The 16,922-nt window shown below is 58.0% G+C and carries 15 protein-coding genes; 10 read left to right on the top strand and 5 right to left on the bottom strand.

Annotation, left to right across the window (positions count from 1 at the left end; genetic code table 11):
* Positions 1-22 precede the first annotated feature (22 nt).
* Both panC and panD read left to right on the top strand, forming a co-directional pair.
* The gene (panC, locus tag TPH_RS13265; RefSeq protein ID WP_015051699.1) at positions 23-892 is read left to right on the top strand and encodes a pantoate--beta-alanine ligase; all 870 of its coding nucleotides are present in this window, start codon (positions 23-25) and stop codon (positions 890-892) included.
* The gene (gene panD / locus TPH_RS13260; RefSeq protein ID WP_015051698.1) at positions 874-1,248 is read left to right on the top strand and encodes an aspartate 1-decarboxylase; all 375 of its coding nucleotides are present in this window, start codon (positions 874-876) and stop codon (positions 1,246-1,248) included. The genes panC and panD overlap by 19 nt, the downstream gene beginning before the upstream one ends.
* 501 nt (positions 1,249-1,749) lie before the next feature.
* Here the strand turns inward: panD and pheA are convergent.
* From pheA to TPH_RS13235, 3 genes are all read right to left on the bottom strand, one after another.
* Complete coding sequence (gene pheA / locus TPH_RS13255; RefSeq protein WP_015051697.1) at positions 1,750-2,583, bottom strand: prephenate dehydratase; 834 nt, start codon at positions 2,581-2,583, stop codon at positions 1,750-1,752.
* Between the two features lie 14 nt (positions 2,584-2,597).
* Complete coding sequence (gene aroF / locus TPH_RS13250) at positions 2,598-3,611, bottom strand: 3-deoxy-7-phosphoheptulonate synthase (protein ID WP_015051696.1); 1,014 nt, start codon at positions 3,609-3,611, stop codon at positions 2,598-2,600.
* A 767-nt stretch (positions 3,612-4,378) separates the two neighbouring features.
* Positions 4,379-6,802, bottom strand: coding sequence for a sodium-translocating pyrophosphatase (locus tag TPH_RS13235; RefSeq protein WP_015051695.1), 2,424 nt, complete (start codon positions 6,800-6,802; stop codon positions 4,379-4,381).
* A gap of 791 nt (positions 6,803-7,593) precedes the next feature.
* Between TPH_RS13235 and TPH_RS13225 the strand changes: the two genes are divergently transcribed.
* Positions 7,594-8,010: a tyrosine-protein phosphatase gene (locus TPH_RS13225; RefSeq protein ID WP_015051694.1), complete on the top strand. Its 417-nt coding sequence runs from the start codon at positions 7,594-7,596 to the stop codon at positions 8,008-8,010.
* Between the two features lie 101 nt (positions 8,011-8,111).
* Here TPH_RS13225 and TPH_RS13220 read toward each other — a convergent pair whose 3' ends face one another.
* Together TPH_RS13220 and TPH_RS15495 are read right to left on the bottom strand one after the other, a co-directional pair.
* Positions 8,112-8,780, bottom strand: coding sequence for a superoxide dismutase (locus tag TPH_RS13220; protein WP_015051693.1), 669 nt, complete (start codon positions 8,778-8,780; stop codon positions 8,112-8,114).
* A gap of 160 nt (positions 8,781-8,940) precedes the next feature.
* On the bottom strand, positions 8,941-9,102 hold the full coding sequence (locus TPH_RS15495) for a hypothetical protein (protein WP_015051692.1): 162 nt from the start codon (positions 9,100-9,102) through the stop codon (positions 8,941-8,943).
* 447 nt (positions 9,103-9,549) lie between these two features.
* Between TPH_RS15495 and nadA the strand changes: the two genes are divergently transcribed.
* From nadA to TPH_RS13185, 7 genes are all read left to right on the top strand, one after another.
* Positions 9,550-10,479 (top strand): quinolinate synthase NadA, encoded by a 930-nt coding sequence (gene nadA, locus TPH_RS13215; protein WP_015051691.1) that lies wholly within the window; start codon positions 9,550-9,552, stop codon positions 10,477-10,479.
* Between the two features lie 143 nt (positions 10,480-10,622).
* On the top strand, positions 10,623-12,176 hold the full coding sequence (gene nadB, locus TPH_RS13210) for an L-aspartate oxidase (RefSeq protein ID WP_015051690.1): 1,554 nt from the start codon (positions 10,623-10,625) through the stop codon (positions 12,174-12,176).
* Between the two features lie 167 nt (positions 12,177-12,343).
* Positions 12,344-13,204 carry a carboxylating nicotinate-nucleotide diphosphorylase gene (nadC, locus tag TPH_RS13205; RefSeq protein ID WP_015051689.1) on the top strand — a complete coding sequence of 287 codons (861 nt, stop codon included), beginning with the start codon at positions 12,344-12,346 and terminating at the stop codon, positions 13,202-13,204.
* The gene (locus tag TPH_RS13200) at positions 13,201-14,193 is read left to right on the top strand and encodes a biotin--[acetyl-CoA-carboxylase] ligase (protein WP_015051688.1); all 993 of its coding nucleotides are present in this window, start codon (positions 13,201-13,203) and stop codon (positions 14,191-14,193) included. Before nadC ends, TPH_RS13200 begins: the two co-directional genes overlap by 4 nt.
* Complete coding sequence (locus tag TPH_RS13195; RefSeq protein ID WP_015051687.1) at positions 14,190-14,954, top strand: type III pantothenate kinase; 765 nt, start codon at positions 14,190-14,192, stop codon at positions 14,952-14,954. The genes TPH_RS13200 and TPH_RS13195 overlap by 4 nt, the downstream gene beginning before the upstream one ends.
* Positions 14,938-15,927, top strand: a complete 990-nt coding sequence (gene dusB, locus TPH_RS13190; protein ID WP_015051686.1) for a tRNA dihydrouridine synthase DusB — start codon at positions 14,938-14,940, stop codon at positions 15,925-15,927. The genes TPH_RS13195 and dusB overlap by 17 nt, the downstream gene beginning before the upstream one ends.
* A gap of 69 nt (positions 15,928-15,996) precedes the next feature.
* Positions 15,997-16,890 carry a metallophosphoesterase gene (locus TPH_RS13185; RefSeq protein ID WP_015051685.1) on the top strand — a complete coding sequence of 298 codons (894 nt, stop codon included), beginning with the start codon at positions 15,997-15,999 and terminating at the stop codon, positions 16,888-16,890.
* Positions 16,891-16,922: the final 32 nt, after the last annotated feature.

Here is a 16,922-nt window from a genome sequence, read left to right as displayed (position 1 = left end):
TTAAGGACGGTGTTTTTATCTGATGGAAGTCATCACAAGGGTTGCCGCGATGCAGGAGCTCTGCCTGCATCTGAAGCGGTCCGGGAAGAGCATTGGACTCGTGCCCACTATGGGCTATCTTCACGAGGGGCACCTGAGCCTGATCAGGGCTGCCAGGGGAGAGAACGACATCGTGGTGATGAGCAATTTTGTGAACCCCCTTCAGTTCGGCCCAAAAGAGGATTTCGCCACCTATCCCCGGGACCCGGAGCGGGATAACAGGCTGGCGGAGGCTGCAGGTGTGGACTACGTCTTTGCTCCCTCCGGTGCAGAGATGTACCCGGAAGGATACAGCACCTTTGTGGAGGTCAAGGGTGATATCGCCGAGAAAATGTGCGGTAGGTCGCGTCCCGGGCATTTCCGCGGGGTCACCACCGTCGTCCTGAAGCTCTTCCTCATAACGCAGCCGGACCGCGCCTATTTCGGGCAGAAGGATGCCCAGCAGGCCGTTATCATCAAAAAGATGGTCGCCGACCTCAATATTCCCGTTCGGATCGTCACCTGCCCCATCATCCGGGAGGCCGACGGCCTGGCCTTGAGTTCCCGCAACACCTATCTCTCCCCGGAGGAAAGGAAACAGGCTCTGGCCCTCCCCCGCGCCCTGTCCGCCGGTAAGGAGATGATCCTCAAAGGGGAGACCGATCCCCGGCGGGTGCGGCAGGAGATCCTGCGGGTGCTCGAGTCCTCACCCGGCATCCGGGTAGACTATGTGGAGGTTGTGGGAGGCGAGGATCTGGCAGAACTAGGGGAGCTGAAGGGCCGGGTGCTGCTGGCGGCGGCGGTCTACGTGGGAAAGACCAGGCTCATCGACAACATCGACCTGGAGGTGAGACCGTGTACCGCACCATGTTGAAATCGAAGATCCACCGGGCGGTCCTGACGGAGGCCGATCTGAACTACATGGGGAGCATCACCATCGATCGGGATTTAATGGAGGCGGCGGACATTCTTCCCTATGAAAAGGTGCAGGTTGTCAACAACAACAACGGCGCCCGTTTTGAAACCTATGTCATCGAGGGGGAGCGGGGGTCCGGTAAGATCTGTCTGAACGGGGCGGCGGCCCGCCTCGGACAGCCGGGGGACATCCTGATCATCCTCTCCTATATTCATATGGAAGAGAATGAGGCCCGTCATTACGAGCCCCGTGTGGTCTTCGTGGATGAGAAAAACAGAATCACCGGGAAGGGAGCGACGGCTCCGGGCTGTTGATAGATAGAGGCGGCGCCGGCCAGAGGTCTGAAATGCAAGTGATTGAGCACTGCGGGGGAATGAGCCCGGCGCAGGCCGGCTCTTCTCCCGCTATTTTTGTCTTAGACCACCCATACCGCCAGCGGCGGCACCAACAGAGGAACGAAAAAAGGATTTATCCTTGCCAGCGCAGCGACCTGACGGAGGTTGTTACTCGCCCTTGACGAAGGAGCAGCAAACGGCAGCCGAATCGAGACAGGATGTCGAGATAGGCGACTCTGCGGCAGGGATGCCGTCATAGAAGCCGGTCGGCTGCCGTCTGCGACAAGTCTTAGGGCGAGTTAAACCGGAGTCCGGGAGCAAGCGCAAGGATAAACTGAAGCGTATTTTCAGGGCAGCCGGTTTTTTGTTAAGGGTGGATGGTGCAGGGTTCCAGCCGAAGGGACCGGGAGCTACCGTCAAGAGGCCGCCTAAGAGGAGAGCCTCCGGACGCCGGGAAGCCGTTCGCAAACAGGCGTCTTATTATTCCTGCTCTACATGGTACGACCCCAGAACTCTCAGCGTGGTGGTGTGTTCTTCTGTCAGGACGTCGAGCATCTCCTTCACCACCGGGTCGCCGGCGGCCCCTTCAAAATCCAGGAAGAAAATATAATCACCCAACCCCTTCTTCGATGGGCGAGATTCGATGCGGGTGAGGTTGATTTCCCGGATGGCGAACTCCCGCAGTACCCTGTAGAGGGCGCCGGGCCGGTGCCGGACCCCGAAGATCAGGGACGTCTTGCAGGGGGGTACCGGGGAGAGAACCCTTTTCCTTCCGAGCGCCCAAAACCGCGTCTTATTGTGTGGGCAGTCGTTGGCTGCGGGGATCAGTACCTGCAGATTGTAGCGAGAGGCGGCGGAGAGGGGGGCGAGGGCGGCCCAGGGGCGCCTGCACCGTGCTGCCAGCGCCGCTGCCGCCGCCGTGCTGGCGCATTCCTGGAGTTCCACCCCCGCCAGTTTTTGGCGGAGAAAGGTGCGGCACTGGGCGAAGGCCTGGGGGTGGGAGAGAACCTTCTCCACCATCTCCAGTTTTACTCCCGGCGGCACCAGCAGGCTGTGGACGACCTGCATCACAACCTCACCGCGTACGGTCAGCTCAGGGTGTGCTGCCAGCATGTCGAGAACCACACTGACTGCTCCCTCACTGGAATTCTCCACCGGCACCACCCCTTCCTCGAGCAACCCCGTTTCCAGCCGGGCGAAGACCTCTTCCAGAGAAGCGCAGGCCACCAGTTCTCCTTCCCCGTTGCCCCGGTGGCGGCGGGCGGCCTCCTCGGAGAAGGTGCCCGGCGGCCCCAGGTATCCGATTCGTTTCACTGCCTTCCCTCCTTTCAGGCGCTGCGCCCTACCGCAGTAGCGATCCGCTGCAGTTGCCCCATCAGGATGTCGAACTCGTCGGGGGAAAGGGACTGCGGGCCGTCGCACAACGCCTGGGAGGGCTGCGGGTGGACTTCGATGAGCAGGCCGTCTGCTTCCGCTGCCACTGCCGCCAGGGACATGGGAGTCACCAGGTGCCGGTTCCCGGTGGCGTGGCTGGGGTCGACAACCACCGGGAGGTGGCTCAACCTCTTGACCAGCGGGACGGCGCTCAAGTCCAGGGTATTGCGGGTGGCCTTTTCAAAGGTGCGGATTCCCCGTTCACAGAGCACCACGTTCTCGTTTCCTTCGGCGACAATGTACTCGGCGGCCATCAGCCATTCGTCGATGGTGGCGGAAAAGCCGCGTTTTAACAGGACCGGCTTGCCGGAGCGCCCCACCGCCCGGAGCAGGCTGAAGTTCTGCATGTTTCTGGCTCCCACCTGGAGCATATCCACATATTCCACTGCCAGCTCCAGGCTGGCTTCGTCAACAACCTCGGTTACGGTGGGAAGACCGGTGACCGAGGAAGCCGCGGCCAGCAGCTTCAGCCCCTCGACTCCCAGCCCCTGGAAGCTGTAGAGAGAGGTGCGCGGTTTGAAGGCGCCCCCACGCAGCATGCAGGCACCCGCCGCGCGCACCCGCCGGGCGGCCTCCAGCAGCTGTTCCTCGCTTTCTACGGCGCAGGGACCGGCGATCACCGCCAGCCTGTTTGCTCCAAAGGTGGCATTTCCTACCCGGACTACGCTGCTCTTCCCCTTGGCCTCGCGGCTGACCAGCTTATACGGTTTCATGATCGGTATGACCCTTTCTACTCCGGGCATGGCTTCGAGGGCCAGCGAATCGATGGCGCTCCTGTTCCCAACGGCTCCGATTACCAGGCGTTTGACGCCGCGGATGAAGTGGGCCTGGAACCCGGCCTGTTCCAACCTCTGCTGTACCTCCCTGATTTCCTCCGCTGTTGCTGAAAGATTCATCACGATGACCATTTTTTTATGCCTCCTTATCCTGAAAGTTAACGGACGGTTCCTCCCTGTGCCCGCTTTCGGGCTCGGCAATGCCTTCGCCTTGCCAGTTGCCGGTGATAAGCGATTGGTCTGGAATGGAAAGGAATGGCAAGACGTCTCCAACGAGACCGGCGACCGATTGCCGGTCACCGACTCGTGGCCGCCGGGGTGACTTCAGGTTTTCCGCCCTCACTCAAATTGAGACTCTTTAGATAAACAAAGCCCGCTGCTTTTCCCCCAGGGACGAAAGCAGCGGGCTTCCGCGGTACCACCCTTCTTGGCCGATCAGGCCCTCTTGTCTAAGGGTACGGGAAAGACCCCTCCGGGAGGGCCGTTCCGGAGCTGAATAAAAAGGCCTCTCGCCCTAGAGACGAGAAGCCTTTGCTTTCCGCGTTACCACCCTAGGTGGCCCGTTGTCGGAACGGAACCCCCTTTGTTTAAGAGTACGGGAAGTGTCTTCCGATACCCCCTCCCGTGTAACGTCGGGAGCCGACGGTCAAGCCTACTTGCCGCCGAACGGCGGTTTCAGCCGACACCTCCGGGGCGAACTTCGGCAGGTCTTGATCCGGGAGTGCTTGCAGCCGGTGACACTCCCTCTCTGGGAACCGGTGTCCTGCGTACTTTTCCCCTTCACGGGTTTTGAGGTATTTTTGTACAGTATAGCCGCTCCTAAAAGAAAATGCAAGAGCAAAAATTTCCTTTTTGTCACCGGACTGTGATATTTTAGGGGTGGCTCGGATTCCTCCCTCTTACTCCCTGGCGGGAATGGTCATCCGGTAGAACGTTCGCCATACGAAGAAGATGGCAATTGCAAGAAAGACGAGACCAACATAAGGTGCTACATCCCTAAAACCTTCGGCAATGGCAATTTCCATGGCAAGAAGGCCGAAGAGCGTCGTGAACTTGATGATCGGATTGAGGGATACCGAAGAGGTATCCTTGAAGGGATCGCCAACAGTATCGCCGACGACAGTAGCAGCATGAAGCTCAGAGCCCTTTTCCTGGAGGTCAACTTCCACCACCTTCTTGGCATTGTCCCAGCAGCCGCCAGCATTGGCCATGAAAACAGCCTGGAAGAGGCCAAAAAAGGCGATGGAAATCAGATAGGAAACGAAAAGGGCAACAGCTGCCGGCGTCGTCATGGGAGCCGAAAGACAGGCAAAGGCCAAGGCGAAGGAGAACAAGGCAACGAAGATGTTCAGCATCCCCGCCTGTGCGTACTGTGTACAGATGCGGACAACTTCCTTGGAATTCTCGGTGGCTGCCCTTTGGTTGGCGTTGGGATCCAAGTTGATGTGCCGTTTGATGTAAGCCACCGCTTTATGGGCACCGGTTGTAACCGCTTGGACGGAAGCCCCTGAAAACCAGTAAATTACGGCTCCCCCACAGACAAAACCAAGGATGGTGTAGGGGTTAAGGATTGTGAGGAGCGTTGCTGGATCCACCCCAAGGACATTTTTGATGACCAGGATCAGAGAAAAGATCATCGTCGTCGCTCCAACAACTGCGGTTCCAATGAGAACTGGCTTCGCGGTAGCCTTGAAGGTGTTGCCGCTACTATCATTCGCTTCCAGGTAGTACTTAGCTTTGTCAAAATCTGGCTTAAACCCGAAGTCCTTTTCAATTTCCTCGTCGATATTCGGAATGGTTTCAATAAGGGAAAGTTCATAGATGGATTGAGCGTTGTCGGTTACTGGGCCGTAACTGTCGACAGCAATAGTTACCGGCCCCATTCCAAGCATTCCAAAGGCTACAAGGCCAAATGCAAAAATCGACGGATAAGCCATGATTTCAGCAAGGCCAAAGGTACTCGCCAAGTAGGCAATGAACATGAGCAGGATGAAAACCATCCCCATCCAGAAGCCACTAAAGTTACCCGCCACAACCCCTGACAAGATGTTCAGGGAAGCTCCTCCTTCCCGAGATGTCTTTACGACCTCCTGGACGTGTCCTGACTTGGGGCTGGTAAAGATCTTGGTAACTTCGGGAATTAAAGCTGCACCCAAGGTTCCACAGCTGATGATTGTCGCCAAGATGTACCACAGGTGCTGGAGATCTTTTGGAATTCCCGAGTTCGGCCCCAGTATCACGTAGCTGACACCGTAAGTTACAGCAATGGAAAGGAGGGAAGTTAGCCAAACCAGATTGGTTAGGGATTGCTCGAAATCGAGATGATCGCGGTTGCCGTAGCGGTACTGGGTTACTCCCTTGATGATGAAGAAAGAGACCGCTGAGGTGATGATCATCAGGATGCGCATCACGAAGATCCAGGTAAGCAAGGTTGTCTGCAGTTCAGAAACAACCGCAAGCACAATAAAGGTAATGAGAGCCACTCCGGTTACTCCGTAGGTCTCGAAGCCGTCGGCTGTAGGCCCAATGCTGTCTCCGGCGTTGTCGGCCGTGCAGTCCGCAATGACCCCAGGATTGCGGGGGTCGTCTTCCTTGATCCTGAAGACGATCTTCATCAGGTCGGAACCAATATCGGCGATCTTGGTAAAGATCCCTCCAGCGATCCGCAGAGCACTAGCTCCCAGAGATTCCCCGATGGCAAAACCAATAAAACTTGGTCCGGCCAGTTCCCGGGGGACAAAGAGGAGGATAATAAGCATCATGATTAGTTCCACGGATACCAAGAGCACGCCAATACTCATCCCGGCGTCCAAGCAGATACCCATAACTTTGACCGGACGCCTTTCGAGCCCAGCAAAAGCTGCGCGGCTGTTGGCCAAATTGTTCATTCTAATCCCATACCACGCCACGCCGTAAGAACCGAGAATACCGATGATGGTCCAACCGAGGATGATCAGCATGCTCCCTAGGCCCATGCGCTGGAGAAAGCCGAAGTAGAAGATGATACACACCGCAATAAAAGCGAATAACAGGACCAAAAACTTCCCTTGTTGGATGAGATAAGTTTTGCAGGTTTCGTAGATGGTTTCCGCAACGTCTAACATCGAACGGTGTGCCGGATACCGCCGGACTTTTTGGAATTGGTAAAGCCCGAAAATCATCCCTAGCAAGCAAACAAGGATTCCGACCATCAATAGGGTGCTCTGCTCAGGAGCAAGTTCGGGGAGCACGATATTAGCCTCACTTGCCCCCGCCTTGGCAGGGAGCAACAAGATGTTGAACAATCCTGCCAAAAAAAGAGTGATCAGCCATCGCCACTTCATTGCTCGCTCACATCCCCTCCTCAGTGTTTTGTGTGAATTTGTGTAACCCTGAGAACCTTGAAAACCTCGGATGTAAAAAATTCCTAGTAGATTCTAAACGATTCTAGATAAAAAGACAAAACCATTCGCTTTTGCAAAAAACAACCCTCACTAACCAACCCTCGGGAAGAAGGCAAAGAACTTTCCTAAAAGCTGCAAAATACCGTGATTAGGGTTTTTCCTTGACTTGTCCGTTTTTCCTGGTAAACTTAAATTGAGTGTAAATTTTTTGTTTTTACGGTCATCATCGCGGTCTACTTACCGACTGCTCCCCTTTGCTAAGAAGATCACGACAAACGGCGGAGCTTTTGGCTCCGCCTGCCCTTTGAATTCTTTTAGTACCGTTTTCCCTATTTCCCGGAGGCAACAAGGAAAAAAGCTTTCACATTTTTTCGCCAATCGCCAATTCAATTTGCGAACCCCTTGTGCGACAAGAAAGACAGCTCCCCCAAGAAGACGTCTTCCTTTGATAAGGAGGATCAGCAACAAGATCGTGAATTGCCCCCATGATCTGCCCACCAGTGGGTACTTGACAAAAGAGAAAAATACTCGGCCGAAAATTCTCGAAGAAAGATTGTGAGGCATTTCTTCCCTGCCTGGGCTGCCCTTTGCGTAATGAAAAAACGGTTGCGGTCTAAGGTCTGCAGAAAACCCTTGTTTTTGTTTCGGCTCATCCTGTAGAATTTAGGGAAGGAAATGGCAGGGGCGTTGCGTCATCTTCTCGTTAAACCCCCGCCGGGAGGTGTTTGTCGGTGTATGAACCGCGATGGGTGATTCCCGGAGTCCTGGCCAGATCCGCCCGGCCGGGGCGACACCTCGGACCTTATTCGGAGGTCCCCCGGGAGGAGGTGGACGGGTGGCTTTCAAGCCTGCGGGAGATGGGGATTCGCTCCATCCTCTGCCTCCTCGATGACCTGCATCTGCGGTTGTATCCCGGACTTCCCGGAGGCCTCTTGGAGTATTACCGCCGGAGCGGTTTCGCCGTGGCGCATGTTCTGATGCGCGATCCCGAAGCAGGCGGGGTGATCACGGAGAAGGCCCTGGAAAAAGCCCGGCGGGCCTTTGAAGAGCTGCCCAAACCGGTCCTTGTGCACTGCAGTGCTGGGAGGGACCGCACCGGGAAGGCTGTGGATTATATTTTGCGGTGGCTGGGCCGGGGGGGCGGTTGATCGGGAACGGCGTTTTAAAGAATGCCCGCCGGTTCCCGATCATCGGTGAAAGAAACAACTGCGAAAGGGATGTGAGGTTTGGCGCCGGAGCATAGCGGTGATTACCAGACGGCTTTGATCTCCAGGGGCACCTTTGCCCCCATGGCCAGCCGCAGGCGCCTTTCTACTTCCTCCCAGTTAACCAGGCTCCACCAGGATCGCACATAGTCCCTCCGCCGGTTCTGGTAATCCAGGTAGTAGGCATGCTCCCAGGTATCGACGACGAGCACCGGGATCGCCCCCCATTGGGTGAGGTTCTGATGCTTTTCCGCAGTTAAGATCTCCAGTCTCCCCCAGGAAGGCACCCAGGCCAGGATCCCCCATCCCGAAGCCTCCACCTGAATCGCCGCTTCGCTGAACTGCCCCTGAAATGAGGAAAAACTCCCGAAGTATCTTTCAATCTCCCTGCGGGTGTAATAACCGGGGGCTCCCCTTCCCCCTGGAGCCATCACCGTCCAGTAGATGCTGTGCAGAATGTGGCCCGATCCGTTAAAGGCGATCTCCCGCTCCCAGTGCTTTACCAGACTGAAATCACCCGTCCGCCGCGCCTCAACCAGCTTCCGTTCTGCTTTATTTAACCCCTCCACATAGGCGAGGTGATGCCGGTCGTGGTGGATTTGGAGCGTCCTCCTGCTGATGACGGGTTCCAGGGCGTAGTAAGGGTAGGGGAGGGGGGGCAGCCTGTGCCCGCCCGGCGGTACATATGCCGAATCCAGTCCTGCGTTTTCCATAGACAGCGGCCGTCCTTTCTCTTGCGGTAAAATCTGGTATTATGCTATGCGGGAAGCAGGCAGTCTGTGAGCAGGAGGGCACAAAAAAACCGCCGGCCAACCGATTGCCGGCGGTTATCCGTAACTGTTGCTGAATATCATTGTTCCGACCTCTTTCATGTCAGTTTTCCTGGAATGTTTTTTGGATGTAGTCGTAGAGGAGGTACATATCGGCATAGGGAAATTCGTAAGGTCTCTCATTGGTGGTCTTGGTGGTGGGAACCAGCTTCAAGGTCCTCTTTTCTCTTACCTTCTCTTCAATACCCTTCAGCACGACTGCCATTTTCTTCAACCTCCTTCTTCTGCAGCCTTCAGCTGCGTGTGATTCTTTTCACCAATATGTTATAGCAAGAAGTGTGCCAGTTGGTCTTACCCGGCTGTGGCCTGTCTTTCAGCGCGCGTATTTCCCGGGCTTTTATTGCGGCCGGTGTGACCGCAAAGGCTGCGTCAAAAGGGGCGTGCGCCATTGGGGGAGTCCAACCGGTTGTCCGGGGGGCTCCTGCCTCGTTGAATGCCTCGCAGTCTGCGGTTCTCCTGAAGTATCTTTTCCGCAGTTACGTCACCGGTGCCGAAATTTCGTTACGTTCTTGACGACTTTCGTTACTTTCTTCACGTTCCCGCACTCTCTTCTCTTTCTTGCTTGACGCTCCCTGTCATATTCCGTAAGATTATTGAGGAAAGGAAATCGATGCAAAGCCGGCAAACCGGCTTGAATTAAGGAGAGGTTTGGATGATGTCAGCGGGAACGGGGGATATGGTGGCAATCCGCGAGGAAATCAGGGAATGGAAGGAAAGGCGGAAGGCGGTGATCCTGGCGCACTATTACCAGCGCCCCGAGGTGCAGGAGATCGCCGATTTTGTAGGGGATTCCCTGCAGCTGGCCCGGCAGGCTGCAGGGGTTGCTGCTGAGGTCATCGTCCTTTGCGGTGTTTATTTTATGGCTGAAAGCGCCAAAATTCTCTCGCCGGAGAAAACCGTCCTGCTCCCCGAAGCAGGGGCGGGCTGTCCTCTGGCCGACACGGCTGCGGCGGAGGAGGTGCGATTGAGGAAGGAAAAAATCCCGGGCTGTATCGTCGTCACTTATGTGAATTCTTCCGCTGCGGTGAAGGCCGAGAGCGACATCGTCTGTACTTCCTCAAATGCCGTCAAAGTCGTCAACTCCCTTCCCGCGGACAGGCCGGTGCTCTTTGTCCCGGACGGCAACCTGGGGAAATATGTGTCCCGGCAGACCGGAAGGAAGCTGTTTTTGTGGGACGGCTGCTGTAATGTGCACCATCAATTGACCGCGGAGGACATCCGTCTTGCCCGGGCTGCCCACCCGGAGGCCCTGGTGATGGTGCACCCGGAGTGCCGTCCAGATGTGATCGACCTGGCCGACTATGTAGGCGGTACCGGAGGCATGCTCAGGTTCGCCCAGGAGTCTCCCCACAAAGCTTTTATTGTGGGAACTGAGGAGGGAATGATCTACCCCCTGCGGAAGGCCTGTCCCGACAAGGCACTCTATCCTGCCGCCTCTTCCCTTGTCTGTCGAGACATGAAGCTGACGACGCTGGAGAAGGTGAAAACCGCTCTTGAGATGATGGAGCCTCAAGTTGAGGTCGACCCCGGGGTGGCGGAAAGGGCGCGGCGCGCCCTGGAGCGGATGCTGGAGATCTCCTGAGCCGGTTCTTTTATAGAGAACCGGGCACCGGAGATCGGAAGGAAGAGGCCGCCGTCGGGAGCGGGCTGCTTTGCCGGAAACGGGCGGACGGCAACGGCTGGAAGGAGCCGTTCGATTATTGGACTGGAAGGGGATGAAATTTCTTGCCTTCCGGGGAAGCCGATTTTTTGGTGATCGGGAGCGGGATCGCCGGCCTTTTCGCCGCTTATAAAGCAAAAGAATATGGGTCGGTTCTGGTCGTGACAAAGGATCGCGCCGAAGATAGCAACACCGGAGAGGCCCAGGGTGGGATCGCCGCTGCCATCGATGATGAGGATTCGCCCTATCTGCACCTGGAAGACACCCTGGAATCCGGGGCCGGCCTCTGCGACCCCAGGGCCGTGGAGATCCTGGTAACCGAGGGCCCGGCCAGGGTCATGGAGCTGGTGGATATGGGAGCGCGCTTCGACCGCAAAGGGAGTGAGTGGGCTCTGGGGCAGGAGGGGGCTCACCGCAAGAGGAGAATTCTTCATGCCGGCGACACCACCGGGGGTGAGATTGCCAGGACGCTTCTCCGGGAGTGCCGCCGTGACAGTAGGATCACCCTGCGAGAGGGCTGTTTTCTGGTGGATCTCCTGCGTGAGCCGCGCACCGGTAGGTGCCTGGGCGCTCTGGTGATGGACAGCCTCTCGGGGGAGTTTTCCGTCTGCAGGGGAAGAGTCGTCATCGTGGCGACAGGAGGGGCCGGGCAGCTGTACCGGAACACCACAAACCCCGCGGTGGCTACCGGGGACGGGATGGCTGCCGCCTATCGGGCCGGGGCCGCTCTGGTGGATCTGGAATTCGTTCAGTTCCATCCAACCGCCCTGGCCCTCCCGGGTGTGCCCCGCTTTTTGATTTCCGAAGCCGTCCGCGGGGAGGGCGCTTACCTGCGGAACGTCCGCGGAGAGCGCTTCATGCCCGGCTACCATGAGATGGCCGAGCTGGCGCCGCGGGATGTGGTCTCCCGGGCGATTGTCACCGAGATGCGCAAAACCGGGGCCGATCATGTCTACCTCGACTTTTCCCACCTCGATCCTGAGAAAGTGCGGAGGCGTTTTCCCAATATCTGGCACACCTGTTGTCAGTACGGTCTCGACCCCGGAGAAGGCCGTATTCCTGTAGCCCCGGCTGCCCATTACATCATGGGTGGTATCGCAACCGGCAGGAACGGCGAAACCTCTATTCCCGGGCTTTATGCCTGCGGGGAGGTGTCCTGCAGTGGTGTGCATGGAGCCAACCGCCTGGCCAGCAATTCCCTGCTGGAAGGGCTGGTTTTCGGCGCCCGGGCGGTGGAGCACGCCCGAAGGTTTATCGAGAAAAACCCCGGGGAGCCTAAGATGCCGGATCTGGCGATCGGGGAGAGAACGCCGGACTGGAGCGTTCCCTGGGAAGAGGTTACCGGGCGGGTGCGCTCTCTGATGTGGGAGAAGGTGGGGATCATCAGGACGGGGGAGGGCATTGCCGCTGCTTTAGCGGAGCTGGAAGAACTCAGGCGGCAGTATCCTGAGCGCCCTGCCTCCCGCCGGGGGGTCGAAGGGGAAAACCTGATGACCCTGGCCTGGCTGACGGCCAGGGCGGCCTTGATGAGGAAGGAAAGCCGCGGCGGCCACTTCCGGGACGATTTTCCGTTGAGGGATGACCGCTGCTGGCTGCGCCATATTGTTTTTCAGAGATAATTTTTGCGTTTTAAGCTGTGTTGTTGAAGGCATTCTGTAAAACAGCTGCCGGCGGGAGCAGGATTCTCCTCTCGTTACTAGTTTTACCCGGCGGATTCGGCTCTGGTCAATGCGGCCGTCTAAAAAACCCGGCCGTAATTCGGACGGCAAGGGAAAGGTGGATAAAAGTGCTTCCTTTATGGATGATCGATGATGTGGTGCGCCGGGCTCTGATGGAGGATGTGGGCAAAGGGGATCTGACCACTGCTGCTCTGGTGCCGGAGGGCGCCTGGGCGGAGGGGGTCATCCACAGCAAGGCGGAGGGGGTTCTGGCGGGGACGCCGGTTGCCCTCCGGGTGTTCCAGCTCCTCGACCCGAATGTGGAGGTCGCTCAGGAACTCCCTGACGGGAGCCAGCTGTTCCCCGGGGCCGTCATCGCCCGCATCAAGGGGGCCGGGCGAGCCCTGCTGACCGGAGAGCGGGTGGCCCTGAATTTCCTGCAGCGCCTCTCCGGGATCGCAACTGCTACGGAGCGCCTGGTGAAAATGCTGGAGGGCACGAAAGCGCGATTAATAGACACCAGGAAGACCACTCCGGGGCTGCGCCTCCTGGAAAAATACGCGGTGCGGGTCGGCGGGGGGTACAACCACCGCTTCGGGCTGGATGGCGGTGTTCTCATCAAGGACAACCACATCAAGATCGCCGGGGGGATCACGGAGGCCATCCGGCGGGCGCGGTCCTCGGTGCCTCATACCGTCAAGATCGAGGTAGAAGTGGAGAGCCTGGAGCAGCTAAAGGAGGCCCTAGAGGCCGGGGCGGATGTAATCATGCTGGACAACATGCCCCTCGACCTGATGCGGGAGGCCGTGCGGATCACGGCGGGGCGGGTGCCCCTAGAGGCGTCGGGCGGCATATCCGCGGACGCCGTACGGGAGGTGGCGGAGACAGGGGTCGACCTGATCTCTGTAGGCGCCATCACTCACTCCGCGGCGGCTCTGGACATCAGCATGGACATCGGTGAGATCAAAGGGGCTCAGGGAAAACGATGATCTTAAGGGAAAAGCTCTTGACTGTATTCGAGAAGGAAATGGGGAACTATGTCTCCGGGGAGGAGTTGAGCAGGAAACTGGGTGTCAGCAGGACGGCCGTTTGGAAACAGGTAAGCAAGCTGCGAGAGCTGGGTTACCGGATCGACGGAACCACCAGGTCCGGCTACCGCTATCTGGGGCCACCCGACATCCTCTACCCCCGGGAGGTCCGGCGCGGTCTTAATACCCGCTTCTTCGGGAAAGAGGTCCTTCACTTTCAGAGGGTCGGTTCCACCAACCAGGTGGCCCTGGAGCTGGCCCGCAAGGGCTATCCGGAGGGGACGCTGGTGGTGGCCGAGGAGCAGACCGCCGGCAGGGGGAGGTGGCGCCGGCCCTGGCTGGCACCGCCGGGGAAGGCCCTTCTCTTTTCTCTTGTTTTACGCCCCTCTCTTGTCCCTTACCGTGTTCCGGAGGTCACCCTGGTGACGGGGGCCTCCGTCGCCCGGGCGATTCACGAGCACACTGGACTCCGGGTGGGCATCAAGTGGCCCAATGATTTGCTCTATGAGGGAAAGAAATTGTGCGGTATTCTGGTGGAGATGGAGGCCGCTGCCGAACAGGTCAACTATCTCGTGCTGGGGATCGGCATCAATGTGAACCAGGAGCGGGATGACTTTCCCCCGGAGTTGCAGGATACGGCCACCTCTCTCCGCATGATCCTGGGGGAGAAGGTCCTGCGCCTACCCTTGCTGCAACGCCTCCTGGAGATTCTGGAGGATGACTATCAGGAATACTGTCGAGATGGCTTTGCTCCTTCCCGGGAGCGCTGGCTCGGATATCAGGTTACCCTGGGGCGGAGGGTGCGGATTTCCGTAGGAGGGAAGGAGTTCTCCGGGGAGGCCGCGGGGGTGGCGGAGGACGGCAGCCTGCTTCTCCGGCTTCCGGGGGGGGATCTTATCAGCTGTAATTCCGGGGAGGTAGTTCTCTGCCGGGAGGAGGGTGAACCATGATCCTTGTATTCGATGTCGGCAATACCAATGTTGTGCTGGGAATTTTCGACGGTGAAGAGCTGCTCACCAGCTGGCGGATCGGGACAGACCCCCGGCGCACCGCCGATGACCTGGGGATGTTGGTCAAAAACCTCTTCGATTTCCGGGGTCTGCGGTTTCAGGACGTTGATTCCCTGGTGATGTCCTCGGTGGTGCCCCCTTTGACCCCCGCCCTGTGCGAGATGTGCCGTAAGTACTTCGGCAAGGAACCCCTTGTGGTGGGGCCGGGTGTGAAGACGGGGATGCCCATTCGCTATGAAAACCCCCGTGAGGTGGGTGCAGACCGGATCGTCAACGCAGTGGCGGTGGTGCACCGCTACGGCGTTCCGGCCGTGATCGTCGATTTCGGTACGGCTACCACCTTCTGCGCCGTTTCCAGGAATGGGGACTACCTGGGAGGAGCCATTGCACCGGGGATCGGGGTTTCCATGGAGGCGCTCTTTGCCAAGGCCGCCAAACTGCCCCGCATCGAGCTCTCCAGACCGGCCCAGGTGATCGGGAAGAATACCGTTGCCAGCATGCAGGCGGGGTTTTACTATGGCTTCATCGGGCAGGTGGAGGGGATCGTCCGGCGGATGAAGGCCGAGATCGGGGAGGAGGCCGTTGTTGTGGCCACCGGCGGCCTGGCGGAGCTGATCTGCAGTGGAACCGAGTGCGTCGATCATGTGGACCCCTATCTCACCCTCTGGGGGCTTAAGATCATCTATGAGCGCAACCGCTGAAGTGAGAATCGAGGATCTTGCCCTGCCCAATCCGGTATTTCTGGCGCCCATGGCCGGGTTCACCGATAAGCCCTTCCGGATGCTGGCCCACGAGTGCGGATGCGGCTTCACCTATACCGAGATGGTGAGCAGTGAGGCCATCCTCTACGGCAACCAAAAAACCGCCTCCCTCTTCGACCTGAGCGGTGAGGAGTACCCGGTTGGCGTTCAGATCTTCGGGTCAGATCCGGAAAGGATGGCCCGGGCGGCCAGAGTGGTGGTGGAGCGCGGGGCTGCCCTGGTGGATATCAACATGGGCTGCCCTACCCCCAAGATCGTCAAGAACGGGGAGGGAAGTGCCCTGATGCGGGACCTTCCCCGGGCGGCCGCCATCATCCGGGCGGTCAGCGAAGCGGTTCCCGTTCCGGTTACCGTCAAGATGCGCAAGGGATGGGCTGCCGGTGAGATGACGGCGGTGGAGCTGGCAGTGTTGGCCGAGGAGAACGGCGCCGCCGCAGTGGCCGTGCACGGGCGCACGCGCGACCAGTTTTATTCCGGGAAGGCGGATCGGGGGATCATCCGCCTGGTGAAAAAGGCGGTGCGGATCCCGGTCATCGCCAACGGGGATGTCTTTACTCCGCAGGATGCCGGGAGCATGATGGAGGAAACGGGGTGTGACGCCGTCATGATCGGGCGCGGTGCCCTGGGGAACCCCTGGATTTTTCGGCGCACGGTGCATTATTTGCGGACTGGGGAGCTTTTGCCGGAGCCGACTGCAGCGGAGCGCCTGCGGATGGCGCGCCGGCACTTCGACCTGGCGGTAAGGCTGAAGGGCTCCGGGGTGGCGGTGCTCCAGATGAGGAAGCAGCTGGCCTGCTACTTGAAGGGCCTGCCCGGCGCCGCCAAAAAGAGGGACCGGATCAATGGCTGCAAAACGGCAGAGGAAGTGCAGAGCCTGCTGGATGAGTATTTATGGGAGTTCTCCTCCCCCTGATGCTCGCTGCATTTTGGCCGTGCACGACCCTTTGGCCGACTTCTCCGGAGGGGAAAGAGGGTTCCTTCCTTGGGAAAGAGGAAGAACAGACCTGGGAGACTGCTTGTTTCAGGTGTAATAATACTTATTATAACGTTATTATGCTTTATTGATAACGAACTGATCGGGGTCAGCCGGTATGATGTGGAGATCGGCGGTCTTCCCCGGTCATTCGTAGGATTTAAAATCCTCCATCTGAGTGATCTTCACGGAAAAGAGTTCGGCAGTGGCAACCGAAGGCTGCTGAAGATAATCGAACGGGAAAACCCCGACATTATCGTCGCCACGGGAGATATGATCGACTCTATCGGAGATGATGGGAGTTCCTTTCTCAATCTGCTCAAAGGAATCAACGGCCGATACCCCGTCTACTTTTCCCTGGGTAATCACGAGCAGGCTGTCAGGGTTCGCGATCAACGGCAGGATACGGAGGTTTTCCGTGAATTTATAAAACAGATTCGGGAAGCCGGAGGTATTGTTCTGGACAACGAGAGAGCGGAAATCAAGAAGGAGGACGGCTCTCTTCACCTTTATGGTTTGACATCAATGCTTTACCACTATACGGGCAGTGATACAGCTTATTGGGAAGGTTCAGATCTGAAGGCGGATTTTTTGGTTGCTGAACTGGGCAGGCCGTCCGGAGAGGGGATCGATCTTCTTCTGGCGCATAATCCCAAGTATTTTGCTGAGTATGCCCGATGGGGCGCGGATATTGTTTTGGCAGGGCATGTCCACGGCGGTATTGTCAGATTGCCCTTTTTGGGGGGGATCTTCTCTCCCGATAGAACCCTTTTCCCGGAGTACCAGGCGGGGATCTACAAGCGGGGAGATGCGGTAATGCTGGTGAGCCGGGGTTTGGGGAGCTCTGTTATACCATTGAGGCTGTTCAACCGACCTGAGGTGGTAGTAATCACACTGAAGTGAGAGGGGGTAACATTTGCAGTGAAGGAAACCGG

It is taken from the genome of Thermacetogenium phaeum DSM 12270, assembly GCF_000305935.1.
Classification (GTDB): Bacteria; Bacillota; DSM-12270; order Thermacetogeniales; family Thermacetogeniaceae; genus Thermacetogenium; species Thermacetogenium phaeum.
The sequence above is the reverse complement of the archived record's forward strand: the minus strand, read 5'-3'. Positions and strand labels throughout refer to the sequence as shown.

Coding starts and splice junctions, on each gene's coding strand:
- panC (WP_015051699.1), top strand. CDS start 23: ATGGAAGTCATCACAAGGGTTGCCGCGATGCAGGAGCTCTGCCTGCAT.
- aroF (WP_015051696.1), bottom strand. CDS start 3,611: ATGGTCATCGTGATGAATCTTTCAGCAACAGCGGAGGAAATCAGGGAG.
- TPH_RS13235 (WP_015051695.1), bottom strand. CDS start 6,802: ATGAAGTGGCGATGGCTGATCACTCTTTTTTTGGCAGGATTGTTCAAC.
- TPH_RS13220 (WP_015051693.1), bottom strand. CDS start 8,780: ATGGAAAACGCAGGACTGGATTCGGCATATGTACCGCCGGGCGGGCAC.
- TPH_RS15495 (WP_015051692.1), bottom strand. CDS start 9,102: ATGGCAGTCGTGCTGAAGGGTATTGAAGAGAAGGTAAGAGAAAAGAGG.
- nadA (WP_015051691.1), top strand. CDS start 9,550: ATGATGTCAGCGGGAACGGGGGATATGGTGGCAATCCGCGAGGAAATC.
- TPH_RS13200 (WP_015051688.1), top strand. CDS start 13,201: ATGATCTTAAGGGAAAAGCTCTTGACTGTATTCGAGAAGGAAATGGGG.
- TPH_RS13195 (WP_015051687.1), top strand. CDS start 14,190: ATGATCCTTGTATTCGATGTCGGCAATACCAATGTTGTGCTGGGAATT.
- dusB (WP_015051686.1), top strand. CDS start 14,938: ATGAGCGCAACCGCTGAAGTGAGAATCGAGGATCTTGCCCTGCCCAAT.